Source organism: Melissospora conviva, assembly GCF_049523535.1.
Lineage (GTDB): Bacteria > Actinomycetota > Actinomycetes > Mycobacteriales > Micromonosporaceae > Melissospora > Melissospora conviva.
In genome coordinates, this window is the sequence record NZ_JBLLDT010000006.1 from 237,139 (window position 1) to 260,698 (window position 23,560).

Annotated in this window: 24 protein-coding genes, 2 tRNA genes and 1 pseudogene; 21 read left to right on the top strand and 6 right to left on the bottom strand. The window is 71.1% G+C overall.

The genetic code is table 11. The features are described from left to right. The first annotated feature begins 8 nt into the window (after window positions 1-8). From ACK8GG_RS16070 to ACK8GG_RS16115, 10 genes are all read left to right on the top strand, one after another. Window positions 9-1,490, top strand: coding sequence for a 2-hydroxymuconic semialdehyde dehydrogenase (locus ACK8GG_RS16070; RefSeq protein WP_440355214.1), 1,482 nt, complete (start codon window positions 9-11; stop codon window positions 1,488-1,490). Continuing rightward, window positions 1,487-2,284, top strand: coding sequence for a 2-keto-4-pentenoate hydratase (locus ACK8GG_RS16075; RefSeq protein ID WP_440355190.1), 798 nt, complete (start codon window positions 1,487-1,489; stop codon window positions 2,282-2,284). Before ACK8GG_RS16070 ends, ACK8GG_RS16075 begins: the two co-directional genes overlap by 4 nt. Next, window positions 2,281-3,258: an acetaldehyde dehydrogenase (acetylating) gene (locus ACK8GG_RS16080; protein WP_440356695.1), complete on the top strand. Its 978-nt coding sequence runs from the start codon at window positions 2,281-2,283 to the stop codon at window positions 3,256-3,258. Before ACK8GG_RS16075 ends, ACK8GG_RS16080 begins: the two co-directional genes overlap by 4 nt. Continuing rightward, window positions 3,255-4,325 carry a 4-hydroxy-2-oxovalerate aldolase gene (gene dmpG, locus ACK8GG_RS16085; RefSeq protein WP_440356696.1) on the top strand — a complete coding sequence of 357 codons (1,071 nt, stop codon included), beginning with the start codon at window positions 3,255-3,257 and terminating at the stop codon, window positions 4,323-4,325. The genes ACK8GG_RS16080 and dmpG overlap by 4 nt, the downstream gene beginning before the upstream one ends. Further along, window positions 4,322-5,095, top strand: a complete 774-nt coding sequence (locus tag ACK8GG_RS16090) for a 2-keto-4-pentenoate hydratase (protein WP_440356697.1) — start codon at window positions 4,322-4,324, stop codon at window positions 5,093-5,095. Before dmpG ends, ACK8GG_RS16090 begins: the two co-directional genes overlap by 4 nt. Before the next feature lie 95 nt (window positions 5,096-5,190). Beyond that, complete coding sequence (locus tag ACK8GG_RS16095) at window positions 5,191-5,601, top strand: RidA family protein (RefSeq protein WP_440356710.1); 411 nt, start codon at window positions 5,191-5,193, stop codon at window positions 5,599-5,601. Beyond that, entirely contained in the window at window positions 5,598-6,122 is a 525-nt protein-coding gene (locus ACK8GG_RS16100) for a 3-hydroxyanthranilate 3,4-dioxygenase (protein ID WP_440351520.1), read from the top strand. The genes ACK8GG_RS16095 and ACK8GG_RS16100 overlap by 4 nt, the downstream gene beginning before the upstream one ends. After that, window positions 6,122-7,150: an amidohydrolase family protein gene (locus tag ACK8GG_RS16105; protein ID WP_440356698.1), complete on the top strand. Its 1,029-nt coding sequence runs from the start codon at window positions 6,122-6,124 to the stop codon at window positions 7,148-7,150. Before ACK8GG_RS16100 ends, ACK8GG_RS16105 begins: the two co-directional genes overlap by 1 nt. Window positions 7,151-7,338: 188 nt before the next feature. Then, window positions 7,339-7,638: an aa3-type cytochrome oxidase subunit CtaJ gene (gene ctaJ / locus ACK8GG_RS16110; protein WP_440355195.1), complete on the top strand. Its 300-nt coding sequence runs from the start codon at window positions 7,339-7,341 to the stop codon at window positions 7,636-7,638. Further along, complete coding sequence (locus tag ACK8GG_RS16115; RefSeq protein ID WP_440351517.1) at window positions 7,625-8,029, top strand: DUF5130 family protein; 405 nt, start codon at window positions 7,625-7,627, stop codon at window positions 8,027-8,029. The genes ctaJ and ACK8GG_RS16115 overlap by 14 nt, the downstream gene beginning before the upstream one ends. A gap of 115 nt (window positions 8,030-8,144) precedes the next feature. On the opposite strand, the gene pepN is transcribed toward ACK8GG_RS16115, so the two are convergent. Then, window positions 8,145-10,703, bottom strand: coding sequence for an aminopeptidase N (pepN, locus tag ACK8GG_RS16120; protein WP_440356699.1), 2,559 nt, complete (start codon window positions 10,701-10,703; stop codon window positions 8,145-8,147). A 198-nt stretch (window positions 10,704-10,901) separates the two neighbouring features. Between pepN and ACK8GG_RS16125 the strand changes: the two genes are divergently transcribed. From ACK8GG_RS16125 to ACK8GG_RS16140, 4 genes are all read left to right on the top strand, one after another. After that, complete coding sequence (locus ACK8GG_RS16125) at window positions 10,902-11,525, top strand: DsbA family oxidoreductase (protein WP_440351515.1); 624 nt, start codon at window positions 10,902-10,904, stop codon at window positions 11,523-11,525. A 213-nt stretch (window positions 11,526-11,738) separates the two neighbouring features. Continuing rightward, complete coding sequence (locus tag ACK8GG_RS16130; protein WP_440355197.1) at window positions 11,739-12,050, top strand: hypothetical protein; 312 nt, start codon at window positions 11,739-11,741, stop codon at window positions 12,048-12,050. An 86-nt stretch (window positions 12,051-12,136) separates the two neighbouring features. Continuing rightward, entirely contained in the window at window positions 12,137-13,336 is a 1,200-nt protein-coding gene (locus tag ACK8GG_RS16135) for a DUF1015 family protein (protein WP_440351513.1), read from the top strand. A gap of 135 nt (window positions 13,337-13,471) precedes the next feature. After that, window positions 13,472-13,939: a ribose-5-phosphate isomerase gene (locus ACK8GG_RS16140; RefSeq protein ID WP_440351512.1), complete on the top strand. Its 468-nt coding sequence runs from the start codon at window positions 13,472-13,474 to the stop codon at window positions 13,937-13,939. Between the two features lie 54 nt (window positions 13,940-13,993). On the opposite strand, the pseudogene ACK8GG_RS16145 reads toward ACK8GG_RS16140, so the two are convergent. Beyond that, window positions 13,994-14,194 (bottom strand): annotated as a pseudogene (locus tag ACK8GG_RS16145) (hypothetical protein); the annotation flags it as partial. 160 nt (window positions 14,195-14,354) lie between these two features. Between ACK8GG_RS16145 and ACK8GG_RS16150 the strand changes: the two are divergent. After that, window positions 14,355-14,906, top strand: a complete 552-nt coding sequence (locus ACK8GG_RS16150) for a hypothetical protein (protein ID WP_440356700.1) — start codon at window positions 14,355-14,357, stop codon at window positions 14,904-14,906. Window positions 14,907-14,995: 89 nt separating this feature from the next. On the opposite strand, the gene ACK8GG_RS16155 is transcribed toward ACK8GG_RS16150, so the two are convergent. The 3 genes from ACK8GG_RS16155 to ACK8GG_RS16165 all read right to left on the bottom strand — a co-directional run bounded on the left by ACK8GG_RS16155 (window position 14,996) and on the right by ACK8GG_RS16165 (window position 16,943). Beyond that, window positions 14,996-15,748, bottom strand: a complete 753-nt coding sequence (locus ACK8GG_RS16155; protein WP_440356701.1) for a GNAT family N-acetyltransferase — start codon at window positions 15,746-15,748, stop codon at window positions 14,996-14,998. A 50-nt stretch (window positions 15,749-15,798) separates the two neighbouring features. Next, a complete protein-coding gene (locus tag ACK8GG_RS16160; protein WP_440356702.1) occupies window positions 15,799-16,785 on the bottom strand; it encodes an LLM class flavin-dependent oxidoreductase in 987 nt (328 codons plus the stop codon). A gap of 84 nt (window positions 16,786-16,869) precedes the next feature. Further along, window positions 16,870-16,943, bottom strand: a tRNA-Gly gene (locus ACK8GG_RS16165). A gap of 279 nt (window positions 16,944-17,222) precedes the next feature. Here ACK8GG_RS16165 and ACK8GG_RS16170 point away from each other — a divergent pair. The 6 genes from ACK8GG_RS16170 to ACK8GG_RS16195 all read left to right on the top strand — a co-directional run bounded on the left by ACK8GG_RS16170 (window position 17,223) and on the right by ACK8GG_RS16195 (window position 22,584). Continuing rightward, window positions 17,223-17,296 (top strand) — tRNA-Pro (locus ACK8GG_RS16170). 112 nt (window positions 17,297-17,408) lie between these two features. Beyond that, the gene (gene tig / locus ACK8GG_RS16175) at window positions 17,409-18,761 is read left to right on the top strand and encodes a trigger factor (protein ID WP_440351508.1); all 1,353 of its coding nucleotides are present in this window, start codon (window positions 17,409-17,411) and stop codon (window positions 18,759-18,761) included. 172 nt (window positions 18,762-18,933) lie between these two features. Beyond that, window positions 18,934-19,575 (top strand): ATP-dependent Clp protease proteolytic subunit, encoded by a 642-nt coding sequence (locus tag ACK8GG_RS16180; RefSeq protein ID WP_440351507.1) that lies wholly within the window; start codon window positions 18,934-18,936, stop codon window positions 19,573-19,575. A gap of 10 nt (window positions 19,576-19,585) precedes the next feature. Next, window positions 19,586-20,248, top strand: a complete 663-nt coding sequence (locus tag ACK8GG_RS16185) for an ATP-dependent Clp protease proteolytic subunit (protein WP_440351506.1) — start codon at window positions 19,586-19,588, stop codon at window positions 20,246-20,248. 202 nt (window positions 20,249-20,450) lie between these two features. Beyond that, window positions 20,451-21,746: an ATP-dependent Clp protease ATP-binding subunit ClpX gene (clpX, locus tag ACK8GG_RS16190; protein WP_440351505.1), complete on the top strand. Its 1,296-nt coding sequence runs from the start codon at window positions 20,451-20,453 to the stop codon at window positions 21,744-21,746. Window positions 21,747-21,786: 40 nt separating this feature from the next. After that, window positions 21,787-22,584, top strand: a complete 798-nt coding sequence (locus ACK8GG_RS16195; RefSeq protein ID WP_440356703.1) for a carbon-nitrogen hydrolase family protein — start codon at window positions 21,787-21,789, stop codon at window positions 22,582-22,584. 109 nt (window positions 22,585-22,693) lie between these two features. Here ACK8GG_RS16195 and ACK8GG_RS16200 read toward each other — a convergent pair whose 3' ends face one another. Beyond that, complete coding sequence (locus ACK8GG_RS16200; RefSeq protein WP_440351503.1) at window positions 22,694-22,921, bottom strand: hypothetical protein; 228 nt, start codon at window positions 22,919-22,921, stop codon at window positions 22,694-22,696. Between the last annotated feature and the right edge of the window lie 639 nt (window positions 22,922-23,560).

Sequence of the window (23,560 nt, forward strand, 5' to 3'; positions counted from 1 at the left end):
CGGCACTGATGTCCGGGCACGCCCCGGGTGGCCCGCCGCTGCTGCGCAACTTCGTCGACGGGGAGTTCGTCGAGGGCGCCGGCCACTTCGTCAAGTCCAGCCCGGTCACCGGCGAGGCGGTCTTCACCGTCGCCGAGGCCGACCGCGCCACCGTCGACGCCGCCGTCGGCGCGGCCCGGGCGGCGCGGCGCGGACCGTGGGGGCGGATGTCCGAGCGGGACCGTGCCGACGTGCTGCTGCGGGTCGCCGCCGAACTGGAGCGCCGCTTCGACGACCTGGTCACCGCCGAGGTCGCCGACACCGGCAAGTCGATCTCGCAGGCCCGGAGCCTGGACATTCCGCGCGGGGCGGCGAACTTCCGCGCCTTCGCCGAGATCGTGGCCACCGCGCCGACGGAGTCCTTCACCACGGTGACCCCGGCCGGCGGGCGGGCGCTGAACTACGCGCTGCGCAAGCCGGTCGGCGTGGTGGCGATCGTGGTGCCGTGGAACCTGCCGCTGCTGCTGCTCACCTGGAAGGTCGCCCCGGCGCTGGCCTGCGGCAACACGGTGGTGGTCAAGCCGAGCGAGGAGACACCCGCCTCGGCGACCCTGCTGGCCGAGGTGATGGCCGCCGCCGGTGTGCCCGCCGGGGTCTTCAACCTGGTGCACGGCTTCGGCCCGGACTCCGCCGGGGAGTTCCTCACCCGGCACCCGGACGTCGACGCGATCACCTTCACCGGCGAGTCGGCGACCGGCAGCACCATCATGAAGGCCGCCGCGGACGGGGTGAAGGCGGTCAGCTTCGAACTCGGCGGCAAGAACGCCGGGCTGGTCTTCGCCGACGCTGACCTGGACGCCGCGGTGGCCGGCTCCGTGCGGTCGAGCTTCACCAACGGCGGTCAGGTCTGCCTCTGCACCGAGCGCCTCTACGTGCAGCGCCCGGTCTTCGACGAGTTCGCGGCGCGGCTGGCGAGCGCGGCCGGGGAGCTGGCGTACGGCTGGCCCTCGGACCCGGCGACGGCGAACATGCCGCTGATCTCCGCCGGGCACCGCGACAAGGTGCTCGGCTACTACGACCTGGCCCGCACCGAGGGGGCACAGGTGCTCGCCGGCGGCGGGGTGCCGTCCTTCGGTGACGCCCGCGACGGCGGCGCGTACGTCCAGCCGACGGTCCTGGCCGGCCTCGGGCCCGACGCCCGGACCAACCGGGAGGAGATCTTCGGCCCGGTGGTCCACCTCGCCCCCTTCGACGACGAGGAGGAGGCGTTCGCGCTCGCCAACGACAGCGACTACGGGCTGGCGGCGACAGTCTGGACCCGCGACGTGGGGCGGGCGCACCGGGCCGGCGCGCGGCTGGACACCGGCATCGTCTGGGTCAACACCTGGTTCCTGCGGGACCTGCGCACCCCCTTCGGCGGCGTGAAGGCCTCCGGCATCGGCCGCGAGGGCGGGCTGCACTCGCTGCACTTCTACTCCGAACTCACCAACGTCTGTGTGGATCTGACATGACCGACATCGAACGCGCGGCCAAGACGCTGCGCACCGCGTACGACAGCGGCAAGCCGGTGCCGCCGCTCGCCGGTGATCTGCTGCCGGTCGGGGACACCGACGCCGCGTACGAGGTGCAGCGCACCCAGGTGCGGTGGTGGGTCAAGCAGGGACGGCGCCGGGTGGGCGCGAAGATCGGGCTGACCTCGCGGGCGGTGCAGGAGAGCTTCGGCGTCTTCCAGCCGGACTTCGGGGTGCTCTTCGCCGACATGGCCGTCGCCGACGGCGCCGAGGTCGACCTCGAGCTGCTCAGCCAGCCCCGGGTGGAGGCCGAGGTGGCCTTCGTCCTCGGCGCGGACCTGCCGCAGGAGCAGGTGACAACCGTCGACGTGATCCGGGCGACCGATCACCTGCTGCCGGCGATCGAGATCGTCGACTCGCGGATCGCCGATTGGCAGATCTCGATCGTCGACACCATCGCCGACAACGCCTCCAGCGGTCTCTATGTGCTGGGCAACAGCCCGCGCCGGCTGGCCGACGTGGACCTGCGGCTCTGCGGCATGGTGCTGGAGTCCGGCGGCGAGCCGGTGTCGGTGGGTGCGGGAGCGGCCTGTCTGGGCAACCCGCTGCACGCGGTGGCCTGGCTGGCGCAGACCATGGCCCGTGCCGGCGACCCGCTGCGCGCCGGGGACGTGGTGCTCTCCGGGGCGCTCGGACCGATGGTCCCGGTCACTCCGGGCGCGGCGTACGAGGCGCGGATCGCCGGGCTCGGCTCGGTCCGCACCGCCTTCTCGAACCCGGGGGTACGCGCATGAGCGGCACACGGACCGGTGTGGCGGTGATCGGCTCCGGCAACATCGGCACCGACCTCATGATCAAGGTGCTGCGCCTGTCGGAGCGGCTGGAGATGGTGGCGATGGCCGGCATCGACCCCGACTCCGACGGCCTGGCGCGGGCTGCCCGCCTCGGCGTGGCGACCACCTCCGACGGGGTCGAGGGGCTGGTGGCGATGCCGGAGTTCGGCCGGGTCGAGGTGGTCTTCGACGCCACGTCCGCCGGGGCGCACCGGCACAACGACGCGGTCCTGCGCGCCCGCGGCCGTACGGTGATCGACCTGACTCCGGCGGCGGTCGGGCCGTACGTCGTCCCGCCGGTCAACCTCGACGCGCACCTGCACGAGCGCAACGTCAACATGGTCACCTGCGGTGGGCAGGCGACCGTGCCGATCGTCGCCGCGGTCGGCGCGGTCACCCCGGTGGCGTACGGCGAGATCGTCGCCTCGATCGCGTCGCGGTCGGCCGGTCCGGGCACCCGCGCCAACATCGACGAGTTCACCGAGACCACGGCCCGCGCGATCGAGCAGGTCGGCGGGGCCGGGCACGGCAAGGCGATCATCGTGCTGAATCCGGCCGAGCCGCCGCTGCTGATGCGCGACACCGTCTACTGCCTCTGCCCCGATCCCGACGCCGACACCGTCGCGATCGCCGCCTCGGTGGCGGCGATGGTGGCGCGGGTGCAGGAGTACGTCCCCGGCTACCGGCTCAAGCAGGACGTGCAGTTCACCCGGGTACGGGCGTACGTGCCGGCGCTCGGCGGCGACTTCGACGGCCTGCAGGTCTCGGTTTTCCTGGAGGTCGCCGGCGCCGGGCACTACCTGCCCGCGTACGCCGGCAATCTCGACATCATGACCTCGGCGGCGCTGCGGACCGCCGAGCGGCTGGTGGCCCGCCGGGGCGCCGCGCTGCCCGCGCAGCCCGGCGCCCCCGAGGACGCGGAGGTGTCGGCATGACCCGGCTCTATGTCCAGGACGTCACTCTGCGCGACGGCATGCACGCCATCGCCCACCGGTACACCGTGGACCAGGTGCGGCGCATCGCCGCGGCGCTGGACGCCGCCGGGGTGGCCGCCATCGAGGTGGCGCACGGCGATGGGCTCGCCGGTTCCAGCGTCAACTACGGCCACGGCGCGGCGAGCGACGCGGAGTGGATCGCCGCCGCCGCGGAGGTCGTCACCACCGCCCGGCTGACCACGCTGCTGCTGCCGGGCATCGGCACCATCGCCGACCTGAAGGCCGCCCGGGACCTCGGGGTGACCAGCGTGCGCATCGCCACGCACTGCACCGAGGCCGACATCTCCGCCCAGCACATCGCCTGGGCGCGGGAGCAGGGCATGGACGTCTCCGGCTTCCTGATGATGTCGCACATGGCCGATCCGGCCCGGCTGGCCAAGCAGGCGAAGCTGATGGAGTCCTACGGCGCGCACTGCGTCTACGTCACCGACTCGGGCGGCCGGCTGCTGATGGCCGACGTCGCCGAGCGGGTCGACGCCTACCGGCAGGTGCTGGAGCCGACCACCGAGATCGGCATCCACGCCCACCACAACCTCTCCCTCGGTGTTGCCAACAGCGTCGTCGCCGTCGAACACGGGCGGCTGGCCGGTCCGGGGCCCCGTGACGCGGACGTGCCGCACGAGCGGGTGGTCCGGGTGGACGCCTCGCTGGCCGGGCAGGGCGCCGGGGCCGGCAACGCCCCACTGGAGGTCTTCGCCGCGGTCGCCGAGCTGCAGGGCTGGGCGCACGGCTGCGACGTCTTCGCGTTGATGGACGCCGCCGATGACCTGGTCCGGCCGTTGCAGGACCGGCCGGTACGCGTCGACCGGGAGACGCTCGCGCTCGGTTTCGCCGGGGTCTACTCCAGCTTCCTGCGCCACGCCGAGCGGGCGGCCGAGCGGTACGGCGTGGACGTGCGCTCGATCCTGGTGGAGCTGGGGGAGCGCCGGATGGTCGGCGGCCAGGAGGACATGATCGTTGACGTCGCGCTGGATCTGGCGCGGCGGCGTGAGGAGGCGGCCCGATGACGGCGGTGGAGGCGTCGGCGCTGGCCGACCGGTTGGACACGGCGGTGCGGCAGCGCCGGGCGATCCCGCAGCTCGCCGCCGAGGCGGGGCTGGACGCCGAGGCCGCGTACGGCGTGCAGGCCGAGGTGCTGCGGCGGCGGCTGGACCGCGGTGAGCGGCTGGTCGGGCTCAAGATGGGGCTGACCAGCCGGGCCAAGATGGCGCAGATGGGCGTCGACGAGGTGATCTGGGGTCGGCTCACCGACGCGATGTGGATCGCCGACGGTGCCACGGTCGACGCCGGCGCCTACATCCATCCCCGGGTCGAGCCGGAGGTGGCGTTCCTGGTGGACCGGGTTCCGGAGCCGGGGGCGACGGTCGCCGACTTCGCCGCTTCGGTGCGGGCGGTCGCCCCGGCGATCGAGCTGATCGACTCCCGGTACGCGGACTTCAGCTTCTCGCTGCCCGATGTGATCGCCGACAACACCTCGGCCGCCGGTTTCGTCGTGGGCGCCTGGTCGCCGGTGCCGGCGGGGCTGGCGAACCTCGGGGTGCTGCTGGAGATCGACGGCCGGGTGGCCCAGGTCGGTTCGACGGCGGCGATCCTCGGTGACCCGCGGCGGGCGTTCACCGAGGGGGTCCGGCTCGCCGGACGGCACGGGGTGCGTCTCGCCGAGGGCTGGGTCTTCCTGGCCGGCGCGGCAACCGCGGCCGTCCCGCTGGCCCCCGGCGCGCACGTGCGCGCCACCGTCCAGGGGCTCGGATCGGCGTCGCTGAAGGCGGCGGCGTGAGCGCCCCGGCCGGCGCGGCCACCGGTGTTCCGGCGACTGGCGGGCACGCGGCTGGCGGGTCCGCGGGCGGCGGGTTCGCGGGGGGCGGCGCGCAGGTGGTGGCGGGCAAGGCCACGCCGCGCGGGCGCTTTCCGCACGTGAAGGTCGCCGGCGGGATGGTCTTCGTCTCCGGGACCTCCAGTCGCCGGCCGGACAACAGCATCGCCGGCGCCGAGGCCGACGAGTTCGGCACCACCAGCCTCGACATCCGGGTGCAGACCCGGACGGTGATCGAGAACATCCGCGACCTGCTGCGCGCGGCCGGCGCGGACCTGGCCGACCTGGTGCAGGTCACCGCCTACCTGGTCAACATGAACGACTTCGGCGGCTACAACGAGGTCTACGCCGAGTTCTTCGACACCGACGGACCGACCCGCACCACGGTCGCCGTGCACCAGCTGCCTCACCCGCACCTGTTGATCGAGATCCAGGCCGTGGCCGTACTTCCCGAAGGAGGAGCCCAGTGAGCGAGATCAGTGAGCCGTTCAGCTTCACCGGCTGGATCGAGGAGAACCGGCACCTGCTCAAGCCGCCGGTGGGAAACCGGGAGATGTTCCCCGGCGGCAAGGACTTCATCGTGATGGTGGTGGGCGGGCCGAACCAGCGCACCGACTTCCACATCGACCCGTACGAGGAGTTCTTCTACCAGGTCAAGGGGAACATGCACATCAACCTGATGACCCCGGACGGGCCGCGTACGGTGCACGTGCGCGAGGGGGAGATGTGGATGCTGCCCCGCGACACCCCGCACTCCCCGCAGCGCCCGGAGGCCGGCTCGATCGGACTGGTGGTCGAGCGCATCCGTGAGGAGGGGACGCTGGAGAAGTTCCAGTGGTACTGCGCCGACTGCGGCAACCTGGTCCACGAGGTGGAGTTGCAGGTCCGCGACATCGCCGCCGACCTGCCGCCGGTCTTCCAGAGCTTCTACGACGACGAGGCGGCCCGCACCTGTGACCGGTGCGGCACGCTGCACCCCGGGAAGGGCTGATGGCCGCTGCCGTGGGCGTGCCGTCCGGCGGCGCGCCCGTCGTCGACGTGCACACCCACCTGGTGCCCCGTGGCTGGCCGGAGCTCGGCGCCGCCTGCGGTGGCTCCGACTGGCCCTGGCTGCGCCTGGACTCCGAGCGCGACGCCATGATCATGGTGGGGTCCGCGGAGTTCCGGCCGATCGGGGCGCAGTGCTGGGAGCCGGGGCTGCGCCTGGCCGACATGGACACCGACGGCGTGGACGTGCAGGTGGTCTCCCCGACGCCGCTCTTCTTCTCCTACGACCGCCCCGCCGACCAGGCGGTCAAGGTGGCCCGGATCTTCAACGACCTGACCCTGGAGATGACAGCCGGAGGCGCCGGGCGGCTGATCCCGTTCTGTCAGGTGCCGCTGCAGGACCCGGACGCCGCCTGCGCCGAACTCGACCGCTGCCTGGCGGCGGGCCACGCCGGGGTGGAGATCGGCAACCACGTCGGCGACCGGGACCTCGACGACGCCGGCGTGGTCACCTTTCTGCAGCACTGCGCGCAGGTCGGGGCGCCGGTCTTCGTGCACCCCTGGGACATGCCCGGCGGGCCGCGGGTGGAGCGCTGGATGGCGCGCTGGCTGACCGGGATGCCGGCCGAGACGCACCTGTCGGTGCTGGCGCTGATCCTCGGCGGGGTCTTCGACCGGGTGCCGGAGACGCTGCGGATCTGCTTCGCCCACGGCGGGGGCAGCTTCCCGTTCTGGCTGGGGCGCGCCGACAACGCCTGGCGCCGGCGCGGGGACCTGGTCCGCGGCGCCTCCACCGCCCCGCCGAGCTCCTACGTCGACCGCTTCTACGTCGACTCCGTCGTCTTCACCCCACCCGCGCTGCGGCTGCTGGTGGAGACGATCGGCGAGGACCGGGTGCTGCTCGGCAGCGACTACCCGTACCCGCTGGGGGAGCGGCCGGTGGGGCAGGTGATCCGGGAGTCCGATTTCCTGACCGAGGGGCAGCGGACAAAGCTGCGTTCGGCCAACGCACTGCGTTTTCTCGGTCGTTGAACAGGTAAACCGCCGGCAATGGGCAGTGGCGGCGCGCGATATCCGATACGGGAGATCGGCGACCCGCCGCTTCGGCGGGCGGTGGGCTCCAGTAACGTGAAAGGAAGCTGGGCCGGGTGGTGGGGTGCTCATACGCCTCCGCCCGACCGGCGACTCGAGATCTCTTTTTCCGCCTGGGGGCGTTGAGGTTGTCTGTTACCGATACGTTGCTGATCTTTGTCGCCGTGCCTCTCGCCGTGGTTGTCGTCATCGCCGCGCTGGGGTACGTCGGCAACCGTGGCGGCAGCGGCGACAAGCGCTACCGGCCGGGCCGGCACTTCGACTTCGCGCCGGTGTGGTTCGTCAACCACCCGGAGCAGCTCGTCGAGTCCGGCCGCGCCGAAATCACCGAGGGTGAGCGCAAGCCGGCCGTGACCACGGGCAATCTGGAAGTGGCGGGTGCCGTGGCGCCCGCCGGTGAAACCGGAGGCGCAAGTGACCGTTGGTGAGATGCAGGCCGAGCAGTCCCGCCCCGACCTGCGGGACGGCCCCTTCACCACCCGTCAGCTGCTCCGCCTCGACGAGGTGCTGAGACTGGCGAACCGGGGTACCGACCTGAACTTCTCGGTCTACGTCGGCCCGCTGGAGGAGCCGGTGCGCGAGCACGCGCTGCGGCTGCACAGCCAGCTCGCCGACCCGGCCGACTCGGTGCTGATCGCCCTCTCGCCGAACCAGCGTCAGCTGGAGGTGGTGACCGGCTCGGTGGCGCGCCGGCGCATCCCCGACCGTGACGCCCGCCTGGCGGCGCTGTCGATGGTGGCGGCCTTCGGCGGCGGTGACCTCGCCGGCGGCATCATCGCCGGCCTGAACCAGCTCGCCAGCCGCGCCGGCAAGTCCTGACCGCCGCACCACCGCGACATCCCGCCGGCCCGTAACCGGCGACCGGCACCACGCCGGTGACAGACACGCAAACGGCCCGGGTACGACTCACGTCGTACCCGGGCCGTTGTCCTGCTCAGGCGCTGCGGTTGTCCCGCTCGCGGGCGGTGATCGCCCGCACCACGCCGTCGCGCCCCTCGGCCACCAGGCGGCGCAGCGGCCCCGGCCGGCCCGGCGCGGCGAGCCACTCGTCGGTCAGCCGCACCGTCTCGGTCTCCACCTGGTACGCCGGGTAGGCGAGCTGGGTGAACTCCTGCGCCGGCTCACTGTCGCGGCTGGCCCAGATCTTGTCGACCACGGCGAAGTAGCGCTCCCGGTAGGGCGCGGTCAGCTCGACCTGCGCCGGGTGGTGGAAGCCCTGCAGCAGCGCCCGGTGCCGCCAGTTCGGCAGCGACTGCTCGCCGGTCAGCTCGGCCCAGACCGCAGCCTTGCCCTCGGCGGTCGGGATCAGCGCCCGCGCGTACGCGGCCTCCCGCTCACCGCTGACCGTCCGGTCCTTGGCGAGCTCCGCCTCGATCTCCGCGGCCCCGGCGACCCCGTTGGCCACCAGCGCGGCGAGCACCTGCCAGCGCAGCTCGGTGTCGATGGTCAGCCCGGCCGTCACCTCGGTGCCGTTGTACCAGCCGCGCAGCGCCACCAGGTCCTCCGGCGCGCGCGCCGCACCGGCGAACGCCCGCGCCCACGCGAGCTGGAACCCGCTGCCGGGCTCGGCGTCGCGCAGCGTCGTGGAGGCGGTACGCGCCAGCTCGGCCCAGCCCGTCGGTGCCCACTGCGGGTCGGCGTAGAAGGTCAGCACCGTGGTGACCTGGCGCAGCGTCTGGGTGACCAGGTTGATGTCGGTCTCGGCCGGCAGGCCGGTCAGCACCAGCGCCACGTAGTCGCGGGCGGCCAGTTCGCCGTCGCGGACCATGTCCCACGCCGCCGCCCAGCAGAGCGCGCGCGCCAGCGACGAGTCGAACGCGCCGATGTGCTGCACCACCGTCGCCAGGGAACGCTCGTCGAGGCGCAGTTTGGCGTAGGTGAGGTCCTCGTCGTTGAGCAGCAGCACGTCCGCGGCCGGTACCCCGGCGAGCGCGGTCAGCTCGGTGCGCTCACCGGCGATCTCCACCTCGAGCAGCTCCCGGCGGACCAGCCGCCCCTCGACCAGGTCGTAGAGGCCGACCCCGATGCGGTGGGTGCGCAGCGTCGGGTACTGCGCCGGCGCCTCCTGCCGGACCGTCACCGACTCGTACGTGCCGTCGGCGGCGATGGCGACCTCGGGTCGCAGCGTGTTGACCTGTGCGGTCTCCAGCCACTGCGCGGCGAACTTGCGCAGCTCCCGGCCGGAGGCGGCCTCCAGCTCGGTGAGCAGGTCGTCGAAGGTGGCGTTGCCCCAGGCGTACTTGCCGAAGTAGGCCCGCAGGCCGGCCAGGAACGGCTCCAGCCCGACGTACGCGACGAGCTGCTTGATGACGCTGGCGCCCTTGGCGTACGTGATGCCGTCGAAGTTGACCTCGACTGCCTCCAGGTCCGGCATCTCGCAGTAGACCGGGTGGGTGGAGGAGAGCTGGTCCTGCCGGTAACCCCAGTTCTTGCGGATCGACAGGAAGGTCGTCCAGGCGTCGGTGAACCGGGTGGCGTGGGTGTTGCACCAGTGGCTGGCCCATTCGGCGAACGACTCGTTGAGCCACAGGTCGTTCCACCAGCGCATGGTGACCAGGTCGCCGAACCACATGTGGGCCAGCTCGTGCAGGATCGTGTTGGCGCGCTGCTCGTACTCGAAGTCGGTGACCTGGGAGCGGAAGATGTAGTGCGACTCGGCGTGGGTGACGCAGCCGAAGTTCTCCATCGCCCCGGCGTTGAAGTCCGGCACCCAGAGCTGGTCGTACTTCGGCAGCGGGTAGCGGACGCCGAACTGCTCCTGGAAGAAGTCGAAACCCTGCGCGGTGATGGTGTGCAGGTCGTCGACGTCGAGGTACTGCGCCATGCTGGCCCGGCAGAAGTAGCCCATGTCCACACCGTCGTGGCTGCGCCGCTGCTCGTGGTACGGCCCGGCGCAGAGCGCGGTGATGTAGGTGCTCATCCGCGGCGAGGTCGCGAAGTGCAGCGTCTTGTGGTCGTCGTCGGCCGCCGCCTCGGTCTCCACCGGCATGTTGGACACCACGCGCCAGTGGTTGGCGACGGTGGCGTGCCAGGTGAAGACGCTCTTGAGGTCGGGCTGGTCGAAGCAGGCGAAGACCTTCTGCGCGTCGGCCGTCTCGAACTGGCTGTACAGGTAGGTCTCACCGTCGACCGGGTCGACGGTGCGGTGCAGCCCCTGCCCGCTGTTGGAGTAGGCGAAGTCGGCGTCCACGACGAGCGTGTTCTCCGCGGCCAGCCCCGGCAGGATCAGGCCCTTCTCCGCCGACCACTGCGAGGTGTCAAGTTCGGTGCCGTTGAGGGTGGCCGAACGGATCGCCTCGGCGGCCACCTCGATGAAGGTGGTGGCTCCCGGCTCGGTGCAGCGGAAGGTCACCTCGGTGGTCGAGCGGAACGTGGGGCCGCCGGCGGCCATGGCGGCGGTGGACAGGTCGAGCCTGATGTCGTACCCGGTGACATCGAGCAGGCGGGCCCGCTCGGTAGCCTCGACCTGTGTCAGGTTACGAACTCCCGGCACTGTGTTTCTCCATCCGATTCTCGCCACCCGCGGGCGGCGTTGCCAGTGCACAGGCCACTCGTGGCGGCCCTGTTCTCCAGCCGAGTCTTCCATGCAGTGGGACCGTTCGGTGGCCGAGGTGGCTGTCGGCTCCTGGGTCTAGCGTGGAAGATCGGCATGCGCCGCACCCGCGGCAGTCAAGTGTGAAGGGACCCTGTCGTGTCCGAACGCAGCACCGTTGAGATGTTCTTCGATCCGCTCTGCCCCTGGGCCTGGATCACCTCCCGCTGGCTGCTGGAGGTGCAGCAGGTCCGCGACATCGACGTCCGGTTCGAGGTGATGAGCCTGTCGGTGCTCAACGAGGGCCGGGACGTGCCCGAGCAGTACAAGGCGATGCTCGACGCCGGCTGGGGGCCGGTGCGGCTCTGCATCGCCGTGGGCGAGCAGTTCGGCCAGGAGAAGGTCAGTGCGCTCTACACCGCGCTCGGCAACCGGCTGCACCTGGCCAAGGAGGAGCTGGGGCCGCAGCTGCTGGCCGCGGCGCTGACCGATGTCGGCCTGGACCCGGCCCTCGCCCGGGCCGCCGAGAGCACCGAGTACGACGAGGCGCTGCGGGCCAGCCACGAGCGCGGCATGCGTCCGGTCGGTACCGAGGTCGGCACGCCGGTGATCCATGTGCCGGGCCCGGACGGCGAGACCATCGCCTTCTTCGGCCCGGTGGTCACCCCGGCGCCGAAGGGCGAGGCCGCGGGCCGGCTCTGGGACGGGACGCTGCTGGTCGCCGGCACGCCCGGTTTCTTCGAGCTGAAGCGTTCGCGGGACGTGCCGCCGACCTTCGAGTGAGCACGGGCGGGCGCGCCGGGTGTTCCCCACGTCCACGGGGAAGGCACGGCGCGTCCGGTCCGCCGCTGCACCAGCGTGGCGCCGGGTGGCCCGCCGACGTGTCATTGCCCGACTCGCCGTACGGGCGTGACAGTCTGTGGTGGTCGTCGTTGCACCCGGTGTTCGCGCAGCGACCCGCGCGGGCCGCGTTTTCCGTAGCCGGAGGCCATCGCCATGCCCAAGCACCGTCGTGTCCCCGCCGAGCAGCCGTCCTCCCGGGAACGGATCGCCGCCAACCTCGGCCGGGCCTACTGGTCGGTCGAGGACGACCAGTGGGGCACGGTCCACCCGGGCATGCCGGCCGAGGTGGCGGAGCTGGTGGCGTCGCCCATCGTGGTGGGCGCGGTGCCGGTGACCGGCACCCGCTTCGTGGCGACCGCCCCGGTGGCCGCCGCCTCCCGGCTCACGGTGCCGGTGGTGGCGGCGGAGCCGGCGAGGGCGCCGCGCCGCAGCGGCCGGCACCGGCGCAACAGCGGACCGCGCTGAGGCCTGCGCCGGGCCCGGTGGCCAGGGTGTGGACAGCGCCGGGGTCGGCGCGGCACCGCGGTGACCCGCGGGTAGCGTCTGCGCACATGACGGTCGTGCATCCGATCACCCGGGCCTGGATCACCACTGGCGGCACCGGCGCGCAGAACTACGACGAGTTCGCCGACGACGCGGAAATCACCGCGATCATCGAGGCGAACCCGCGCAGTGCTCTCGGCGTCGAGATGCCCCATCGCGCGCCGGAGAGCCTCGGCCGCTCGTTCCTCGACTCGCTCCCCGACGCCGTACGCCGCTTCGAGGCGGCGCGGGCCGACGGCAGCTACGCCCCCGCCGAGCAGGTTGTCGTCCTCTACCGGATCAGTGGCGCCGGCGCCCCACCGGCGTACGGCATCTTCGCCCTGGTCGACACCGACCAGATCTCCACCAGCGCCGACGAACCCGGCCTGGTGATCCGCAACGAGGACGTATTCATCTCCAAGGTGCGGGAGCGGGTCGCCCTCGCCGACGCCCTGGGTCATCTCCTCTCGCCGGTGCTGCTGCTGCAGACCGGCCAGGGTGAACAGTTGCACGCCGCGCTGGAGCAGGCCGTCGCGGCCGCCGGCGCGCCGGCCGCCACCGACGCCGACCAGGCCGGGCGCGCCCACGACATCTGGCTGCTCGGGCCCTCCGCCGAGCAGGAGCAGATTCTCGCGCTGGCCGGCGGCGGCGAACTGGTTGTCGCCGACGGTAACCACCGCAGCCTGGCCGCCCAGACCGGCGGCCTGCGCCGCTTCCTCGCCGTGGTCACCACGCCCGACTCGGTGGCGATCCAGCCCTACAACCGGCTGGTCGGCGAGCTGACCACCAGCGCCGACGAGCTGCTGCAGCGGCTGCGGGCCGCCGGGGCCGAGGTGACGCCGCTCGCCGCGCCGGTGCAGGTGCCGGCCGCCGGTGGGGTGGTCAACCTCTACCTCGCCGGGCAGGGCTACGCCGTGCGGTTCGCCGCCGACGGTGGCGACGTGCTCGCCAACCTCGACCACGCCCTGGTCGAGCGGGTGCTGCTGCGCGACGCGCTCGGGCTCGACCCGGGAGACAAGCGGATCAACTATGTCGGCGGCGACTACCCGGCGAGCTGGCTGACCGGTGAGGTGGACGCGGGCCGGGCGGAGCTGGCGGTCCTGATCGCGCCGGTGACCGTGGAGGACTTCGTCGCGGTGAACCTGGCCCGGCAGAAGATGCCCCGCAAGAGCACCTGGTTCACCCCGAAGGCCCGCGGCGGCCTGGTAGTGGCCGAACTGGAGCGCTGACCTGCCGAAAACGGCGTCCGGTGGGAAACCTCCCGGACGCCGTTTTCGTGGCACGCCCCGGACGGCTGTGACGAAACCTTCGTTGCGGCCGGGTACCGGACGCGGGCCGGCGGCGGGGCTGACAGACTGCGAGGCATGCGCGTCTACCTGGGTTCCGACCACGCCGGCTACGAGTTGAAAACGCACCTCGCCAACCACCTCGCCAACCAGGGATACGAGGTGGTCGACGTGGGTCCGCACGCCTTCGACCCCGACGACGACTACCCGGCGTTCTGCCTGCACACCGGCGCCCGGGTGGTCGCGGATCCGGGCAGCCTCGGGGTGGTGATCGGCGGCTCCGGCAACGGTGAGCAGATCGCCGCCAACAAGATCGCCGGGGTGCGGGCCGCGCTCGCCTGGAACCTGGAGACCGCGCAGCTGGCGCGCGAGCACAACGACGCCAACATCGTCGCCGTCGGTGCCCGGCAGCACACGCTCGACGGGGCCACGGCGATCGTCGAGGCGTTCCTCGCCACCGCCTACTCCGGCAACGAGCGCCACGGGCGCCGGATCGCCCAGATGGCCGAGTACGAGCGGACCCGGCAGCTGCCCGACCTGCCCTGACCCGGCGCCGCGCCGGCGCGGCGCTGTGCCGCGACGGGGCGGGCGTGCGGCGGGTCAGGGTCGCGGCGGCGCCCAGTTGCGCCGTACGACCACGAGCCGGCGCTCGGCAGCGGCCAGTTCCGCCTCGTCGGGGCGGGCGGCGTCGCGGATCCGCAGGGCGGCACTGAGCCCCACCTGCGACGAACCGGCGCCGACCAGTCCGCGCAGGTCGCGCTCCGCCTCCCGGTCCTCCGGTACGGCGCCTCGCCGCCGGCGCTGCGTCTCCGCCATGCCGTGACGGTACCGCCACCCGGGGGGCTCGCACAGGTGGCAGCTCGTCGCGTTGCGGGGCAGCGATGACGATTCGCCCCGACTGGTTACCCTCGATGCAAGTTCGGCGGATCGATGCGGAGACGCCGGGAACGGAAAGGGCGAGATGGCAGACGAGACGAAAGTCTGGGCCGAGCAGACCGTCGAGGTTCCGCCGCGGCACGGGTTCCTGCGCGGGGTCGCCTCGGTCGCCCCGCGGGCGCGCCGGCGTACCGAGCAGTTCCCGGTCGTCTCCCCGGAGTCCGGGCGGCCCGACTGGGAGGCCACGCAGGAGCGGCCCCACTGGGAGGCCACGCAGGAGCGGCCCCGGATGCCGCTGAGCTACCACGTCGCGCGGCTGCGTCAGGGGGGCGAGTGGAGCGCCGTCGGCGCCCTCTTCGCCTTCGTCTGCTGGGGCATCTGGGTGATCTCCCTGCGGGGAAGCCTGACCACGCCCTTCTTCACCTTCGTGCTGACCCTGCTGGTCGCGGTCGGCCTCTTCGCGCTCGCCCGGCTGCTCGGCCGGCTGGTCCTGGAGCGCCACTTCGGCCGGGAACGCCGTACCGCCCGCGGCGCGCACCTGGCGGCCGGGTTCTTCCTGGTCGCGGTCGGGGTCGCCTACCTGCAGCAGACCCAGTGGGTGGTCAACGTCTGGAACTGGTTCGCCGGGCTGTTCTGAGCGACCTGACCCCCGGCGCCACCGGCGCCGGCCAGGTCGGCGCCATCCCGCAGCGGCCGCCAGGTCGTCCAGCGCCGCGAGCATCCGCGTCAGGTCGGCGTCACCTGTGCGGTCGCGGCGCCCACGGGGCGGTAGCGCAGGCCGAGGCTCTTGTAGAGGCGCAGCGCCGGATCGTTGTCGTCGTCGACCATCAGCGCCGCCCGGCCGTACCCGCGCACCGCTTCGGCGAGCAGAAAACCGACGAGTCGCCGGCCGGTGCCCCGGCCGCGGGCGGCCGGCCGGACCGCGATGCCGCCGACCAGCCCGACGGTCGGCGCCGACCAGGCGTCCGCGCCGACGGCGACCAGCGCGCCCGTGTCGTCCCGGATGCCCGCCCAGCGCCGCACCCCGGGGATGCCCGGCTTGGCGTACGAGCCGGGGTAGTGCCGCTGCAGCAGTGCCGCCACCTCCGGTTCGGCCGTGCGGGGCAGCCACGCCGCGGTGCTCGCCGGTGCGGGGCCGATGTCGGCGGCGGTCCCGTCCATCCAGCCGAAACTGCCGACGTACGTCAGCGCCGGCACCTGCTGGGCGACCTGTTCGACGAGAGCCCGGTCGCCCAACGGCCGGAAGGCGGGGCCGATCTCGCTCAGGACGGCTTCGACGAGCCGCGCTGCCGAGTCGGGATCGCCGTGCAGCACCAGCCGGTCACGGGCGGAGAGGGCCGGTGCGGCGACGGCGACCGCCCGCCGGTCGGCGCCGGTCCAGGCCCGGCTGGTGCCGGTGAAGCCCTGCGCCGCCCAGACGCAGATCGGGTCGCCGTCGCAGAGGGCCGCCAGTTCGGCGTCGTCCCAGATCTCGTGCACCACGCCATTTTCGCGCCGTGGCCGCGGCGGGCGAAAACGGGCCGGCCGGGTCAGGCGGGCAGCCCCATCGCCTCGGCGGTCAGCTCGACCGAGCGCAGGCGCTCCTGCACGGTGGCCGTCTGGTGGGCCAGGATGAGCTCGTCGGCGTCGACGAGTGCGGCGAAGCCGTCGAGGTACTCCTTGACCACCGGCGGCGTACCGACCGCCGTGTACTTCAGGTTGTGCGCGATCAGCTGTCCCTGCGGGGAGGCGAGCAACTCGTCGGCCTGCTCGTCGGTGCAGGGCTGGTCGCGGCCGAGCAGCATCCGCACCCACTGCCGCTTCAGTCGCAGATGCTGCTCCTGCGCGGACGCCTCGGTCTCCGCCGCGATCACGTTGGCCGCCGCGATCACGTACGGGCGGTCGAGCTGCGCGGAGGGGCGGAACTCGCGCCGGTAGACCCGTACGGCGTCCTCCAGCGCGTTCGGGGCGAAGTGCGAGGCGAAGGCGTACGGCAGGCCGAGCGCTGCCGCGAGCCGGGCACCGAAGAGCGAGGAACCGAGAATGTAGAGCGGCACCCGGGTGCCCTTGCCGGGGATCGCCTCCACCCCGGGGACCAGGCTGGTGTCCGACAGATAACCCTGGAGCTCCTGTACGTCCTGCGGGAACGTCTCCGCGGCGTGCACGTCACGACGCAGGGCGTGGGTGGTCCGCTGGTCGGTGCCCGGCGCTCGGCCGAGGCCCAGGTCGATGCGGTCGGGGTGCAGCGTGGCGAGGGTGCCGAACTGCTCGGCGATGGTGAGCGGGGCGTGGTTGGGCAGCATCACGCCGCCGGCGCCGAGACGGATGCTGCTGGTGTGGGCGGCGACGTGGCCGATGAGGACGCTGGTCGCCGAGGAGGCGATCCGGGCGCTGTTGTGGTGCTCGGCGTACCAGACCCGGCGGTAGCCGAGGGCCTCCGCGCGCTGGGCGAGCGCCACGCTCCCGTCGAGGCTCTGGCGTACGGTCTCGCCGCGGCCGATCATCGCCAGGTCGAGGATGGAAAGTGGAGTGGTCACGGTGTGTCGCCCCTTCGGCTCCGGCGGGCAGGATCAACGGAGAAAGCCCAGGTCGGAGAGTTCCTGACCTGGGCTTTCTTCGCTTGGAGCGGGCGACGGGAATCGAACCCGCGTAATCAGTTTGGAAGACTGAGGCTCTACCATTGAGCTACGCCCGCGTGCGTCTTCGGCGACCTGACGTCGCCTTCAGTGCCTTCGGCGACCTGACGTCGCCTCCAGTGCCTCCGGCGGACATGACGTCGCCTTCGGCGCTGTGGCGACCTGACGTCGCTTCGTGCGCCGGTCAGCTTACCTGGTCGGTGGCGGTCGCGCTCACCGCGGTCCCGTCGTGGGTCCCGGCGGGAGCGCGCGGGCCGGGACGATCCGGGAAAAGGACGCGCCGCCGGGCGACCCGACACCCCGGGGTGGCGCGCAGCGGCATACACTTCTGTGCGCCACGGGGTGTGGCGCAGCTTGGTAGCGCACTCGCTTTGGGAGCGAGGGGCCGTGGGTTCAAATCCCGCCACCCCGACTGTAGTCCCAGGGCTACCAGGTAGCGGGTGCTGCCAAATGGTGGCGTCGGCTCGCCTACGATGGGCGCAATCACGCCCGAACACGACTGAGATCTGTCAAGGAGTACGCCTGTGAAGAGCACCGTCGAGACTCTGAGCCCGACGCGCGTGCGGCTCGCCATCGAGGTGCCGTTCGCCGAGCTCGAGCCGAGCCTCAAGAAGGCGTACCGGGAGATCGCGCAGCAGATCAACGTCCCGGGTTTCCGCCGGGGCAAGATTCCCGCGCAGGTGATCGACCAGCGGGTCGGCCGCGGCACCGTCCTCAACGAGGCGGTCCAGGAGGCGATCCCGGAGAACATCCTCGCGGCGGTGCGTGAGCACGACGTGAAGACCCTCGGCCGGCCTGAGGTGGACATCGCCGAGTTCAAGGACGGCGAGACGCTGAAGTTCACCGCCGAACTCGACGTACGGCCCGAGATCATCGTCCCGGACCCCGCGACCGTCGAGGTGACCGTCGACGCGCTGCAGATCGACGAGAGCGAGATCGACGAGCAGATCAAGCTGCTGCGTGACCGCTTCGCGACTCTCAAGACCGTCGAGCGCGCGGCCCAGGAGGGCGACTTCGTCCAGCTCGACCTGGCCGCGACCGTCAACGGCGAGGAGGTGCCGGGCGGCACCGCGAGCAACATCTCGCACGAGGTCGGCAGCAAGCAGCTCCTGCCGGGGCTGGACGAGGTCCTGGTGGGCCTGGCCGCCGACGAGAGCACGACCTTCGTCACGCAGCTCGTCGCCGGTGACTTCGCCGGTCAGGACGCCGACGTGGCGGTGACGGTCAAGACCGTCAAGGAGAAGCAGCTGCCGGAGCTGGACGACGAGTTCGCCCAGATGGCCAGCGAGTTCGACACGATCGCCGAGCTCCGCGCCGACCTGCGCGAGCGGATCACCAAGAACAAGCAGATCGAGCAGGTCTACGCCGCCCGCGACAAGGCGCTCGAGGAGCTCGTCGCCGCCGCCGACGTGCCGGCCCCCGAGGGTGTCGTCAAGGAGGAGGTCGAGCACCGCAAGCAGGCGATGGTCGACCAGCTCGAGCGCATCGGCGCCTCGCTGGAGGAGTACCTCGCCGCCGAGGAGAAGACCGAGGAGCAGATCGACGCCGAGCTGGCCGAGGCGGCCAACCAGGGTGTGAAGATCCAGCTCCTGCTCGACACCATCGCCGACGCCGACGAGGTGCAGGTCAGCGACGACGAGTTCGGTCACGAGATCGTCCACCGGGCGCAGCGTGCCGGTGTGGCGCCGCAGCAGTACTACGACCAGCTGGTGCGCTCCGGTGCCGCGGGCGCCGTCTTCGGCGACGTGCGCCGCGGAAAGGCGCTGGCCGCCCTGATGGAGAAGATCACCATCAAGGACACCGAGGGCAACGAGATCAGCCTGGACGCGCTGCGCGCCGACGGCGCGGGAGAGCACGACCACAACCACGAGCACTGAGCGTGTCGTTTCGGCCGCCGTGGCGCCAACCGGCGTACGGCGGCCGAAATGGTTTTCCGGGCACCAGCGGCACCAACTGCGCTGTTAGCGAACACTGGTCGGAGCGGGACTCGACTGCTCCGCCAACCGGTTAGTGTCGGGCGTAAGACGGTACGGAGAGCGAAGGGCTGCCATGACCGAAATGCACATCCCAGCGACGCCTCTACGGGCGACTGAGGCCCGTGGTGGCGACTCCATCGGCAACCTCGACGACTCGGTCTACAACCGGTTGCTCAAGGAACGCATCATCTTCCTGGGCAGCGAGGTGACCGACCAGGTCGCCAACCGCATCTGCGCGCAGCTGCTGCTGCTCGCGGCGGAGGACCCGGAGCGCGACATCAACCTCTGGATCAACTCGCCGGGCGGATCCGTCTACTCGGGCATGGCGATCTACGACACCATGCAGTTCATCGACAACGACGTCTCGACCGTGGCCATGGGCATGGCGGCGTCGATGGGGCAGCTGCTGCTCTGCGCCGGCACCAAGGGCAAGCGTTACGCCCTGCCGCACGCGCGGATCATGATGCACCAGCCCTCCGGTGGCATGGGCGGTACCGCCTCGGACATCGCGATCCAGGCCGAGCAGATGCTCTACACCAAGCGGATGTTCCAGGAGCGGGTCGCCTTCCACACCGGTCAGACGCAGGCCCAGATCGAGGCCGACTCCGACCGTGACCGCTGGTTCACGGCGCAGGAGGGGCTCGATTACGGGTTCATCGACAAGGTCATCACCGGGGCCGCTCAGGTTCCCGACGGTGCCGGAACCCTGAGCTGAGGAGCTGACGATGACTGACCTGAGCCTGCCCCCTCAGTTCGGGGCCGTGCACAACCGCTACATCCTGCCGTCGTTCGTCGAGCGCACCTCGTACGGGGTCAAGGAGTCCAACCCGTACAACAAGCTCTTCGAGGACCGGATCATCTTCCTCGGCGTGCAGGTCGATGACGCGTCGGCCAACGACGTGATGGCACAGTTGCTGACCCTGGAGGGGACCGACCCCGACCGGGACATCATCATGTACATCAACTCGCCGGGTGGATCGTTCACCGCCATGACGGCGATCTACGACACCATGCAGTACGTCCGCCCGGACATCATGACCGTCTGCCTGGGCCAGGCCGCCAGCGCGGCGGCGGTGCTCCTCTCGGCCGGCACGCCCGGCAAGCGGATGGCGCTGCCGAACTCCCGGATCATCATCCACCAGCCGGCGACCGAGGGCGGCTACGGCCAGGGCTCGGACATCGAGATCCAGGCGCGCGAGATCCTGCGGATGCGCACGCAGCTGGAGGAGATGCTCTCCCGGCACTGCAACCGGCCGATCGAGAAGGTCCGCAAGGACATCGACCGCGACAAGATCATGACGGCCGACGAGGCCAAGGAGTACGGGCTGGTCGACACCATCCTGACCAGCCGCAAGAAGGGTCTGCTCGCGGCCAACGCGGCGAGCTGAGCACGGCGGGGTCGGAGGCCGACCGGAGATCGTGTCCCGGTCGGCCTCTGACACACCCGCGCCAGGGGTCGGAGAATGCTCCGGTACCGGGTAACGTCAGGTCTGTACCACTTCGCTGGTCTCGACCGGCGGGGGATCGACAGGGCGTAGCGTCCTCAGGCGAAGGCCGGCATCCCGGCCGATGAACGCAGGGAGAACGTAGGTGGCACGGATCGGTGACGGCGGCGACCTACTCAAATGCTCCTTCTGTGGCAAGTCGCAGAAGCAGGTCAAGAAGCTCATCGCTGGCCCTGGGGTCTACATCTGCGACGAGTGCATCGATCTCTGTAACGAGATCATCGAAGAGGAGCTGGCCGAGTCCAGCGAGGTGAAGTGGGAAGAGCTTCCCAAGCCGATGGAGATCTGCCAGTTCCTCGACAACTACGTCGTGGGGCAGGAGCAGGCCAAGAAGGCGCTGGCTGTAGCGGTCTACAACCACTACAAGCGCATCCAGGCGGAGACCGCCGGCGGCCCCGGCTCGGGTAACGACGCCGTCGAGGTGGCGAAGTCCAACATCCTGCTGATCGGCCCGACCGGCTGCGGCAAGACCCACCTGGCGCAGACCCTGGCCCGGATGCTGAACGTCCCCTTCGCCATCGCCGATGCCACCGCGCTGACCGAGGCGGGCTATGTCGGCGAGGATGTCGAGAACATCCTGCTCAAGCTCATCCAGGCCGCGGACTACGACGTCAAGCGGGCCGAGACCGGCATCATCTACATCGACGAGGTCGACAAGATCGCGCGCAAGTCGGAGAACCCGTCGATAACGCGTGACGTCTCCGGCGAGGGTGTGCAGCAGGCGCTGCTGAAGATCCTCGAGGGCACGGTGGCGAATGTTCCGCCGCAGGGCGGTCGCAAGCACCCGCACCAGGAGTTCATCCAGATCGACACCACCAATGTCCTCTTCATCCTCGGTGGCGCCTTCGCCGGCCTCGACCAGATCATCGAGTCCCGGACCGGGCAGGGCGGCACGGGCTTCGGCGCCCGGCTGCGGGCTGTCTCGGAGCGGTCGACCGATGACATCCTCGGCCAGGTAATGCCGGAGGACATGCTCAAGTTCGGTCTGATCCCCGAGTTCATCGGGCGGCTGCCGGTGATCACCAACGTCCGCAGCCTCGACCGGGACGCGCTGGTTCGGATCCTGACCGAACCTCGCAACGCCCTGGTACGGCAGTACCAGCGGCTCTTCGAGATCGACGGGGTCGAGCTGGAGTTCGAACCCGACGCCCTCGAGGCGATCGCCGACCAGGCGATGCTGCGCGGCACCGGCGCCCGTGGTCTGCGCGCCATCATGGAGGAGGTTCTCCTCTCCGTGATGTACGAGGTCCCGAGCAACCCGGACGCGGCCCGCGTGCTGATCACCCGGGGCGTGGTCCTGGAGAACGTCAACCCGACGATCGTCCCCAGGGAGTTCAACGGCCGGCGGGCCCGCCGCGACCGCGAGGAGAAGTCGGCCTGACCGGTTCCGGTCGGAGCCTCCCGGCCGTACCCTGATGTCCATGCGTGTTGCGGTCTGTCAGCTCAACTCCCGCGCGGACCGCGCACGCAACCTGGCCGCGGCGGCCGAGTTGCTGACCCGGGCCGCCGACGCCGGCGCGGACCTGGCTGTCCTGCCCGAGTACGTCGACTTTCTCGGCCGGGGCGCCGATCAGCCTCCGGCGGAGCCGGTAGACGGCGAGTTCGGACAGTTCTTCGCCGAGCAGGCCCGTCGCGCGGGCATGTGGGTGGTTGCGGGCTCTTTCCATGAGCAGGGCCCGGATCCGCAGCACACCTTCAACACCTCGCTGGTCTTTGACCGGGGCGGCGAACTGGCCGCGGCCTACCGCAAGATCCACCTGTACGACGTGGAGATCCCGGGCCGGGTCTCCTACCGCGAGTCCGCAGGCGTGGCGGCGGGTGAGAAGCCGGTCGTGGTGCCGATCGACGGGGTGCCGGTGGGGCTCTCGATCTGTTACGACCTGCGCTTCCCCGAGTTCTACCGCCGGCTCGTCGACGACGGCGCCCAGCTGCTGCTCGTGCCGGCAGCCTTCATGATGCACACAGGTCGTGATCACTGGGAGGTGCTGCTGCGGGCCCGCGCGATCGAGAACCAGTGCTTCGTCGCCGCGGCCGGGCAGATTGGTGATCACGAGCCGGGCCGTACCTGTTTCGGTCGCAGCATGATCGTCGACCCCTGGGGGACGGTGCTGGGGCAGGCGCCCGACAGGAGCGGCATCGTCGTCTGTGATCTCGACTTCGACCAGCTGCAGCAGGTCAGGACTGAGCTGCCGAGTCTCGCCAACCGCCGGCTGCGCTGAGCCCACGGCTAGGTCTTCTCCTCGGCGTTCTCGGCCGCTCCTTCGTCGTCCGGTGCCGCGGCGTCCTTCCCGTTGCCCGCCGAAGCTCGTGGTGCCCGGACCGGGTGCCCTACGCCCCCTGCAGGAGCACCCCGGTCAGCGCGAGAGCGACGATGGCGCCGGCGGTGAACAGGAGAGCGCGGTTCATCCGGGACAGGCCCCGCTGGGCGAGTTTGCGGACCGAGGCGATGACCGCCAGCAGTACGAAGGCGCCGATCACGATCTGCCAGAACGGCAAGAGCAGTCCGAGCAGCGCTTCAGCCGCCAGCGACGTCGAACTGGGGGGTGTTGGGCCCATGGGGTAACTCTGGCACGTTCCAGGCCCTGGTGGCCGTGATGCGGCGTCACCGGGTGGGGATGGCGCGGCGTCATCCGCTGGGGATGGCGCGATGCGGTGTCACCGGGTGGGGAATGGGTTGAGCATGGGGAGTGTTCGACAGGGTGGCGGGCGGCGGATCCACAGTCAGGGTCATTGATTTGTGTTCTGCCGACCGAACGCGTAACTTTCTCTCTGCAAGCGGGAAGCCCCCAAAGGGGCCGAAAGCGAGCAACCAGATCCTGATGGGCGACCAACAGGAGCTGGGCCGGGCGGTGCGACTCTCCGGGAAGCCGGAGTTGCGAACGCGAAACCGACCGGGTAGAGTTACCCAGCCGGCAGGAGCCGGGCAGGATGACTGCGGAAGCAGTCGCCGGCCGGTCTGCAGGAACTCCCGACAGTAGCGACCACCGGATCCCGGTGTGCGTCATCGGGAGCCGCCGGACTCGATCTTGAAAGCCTGAAACTGGGGCTTGACAGTGACGAGAGCGGCGAGTAAGGTTAAGGAGTTGCCCCGAGGAAGTCCCCGCAGGGGGGCGGACACGGTGTGTGGTTGTTCTTTGAGAACTCAACAGGGTGCTAGATAAGCCAGTGCCAATTATGATTTATACCCGGGCCTGG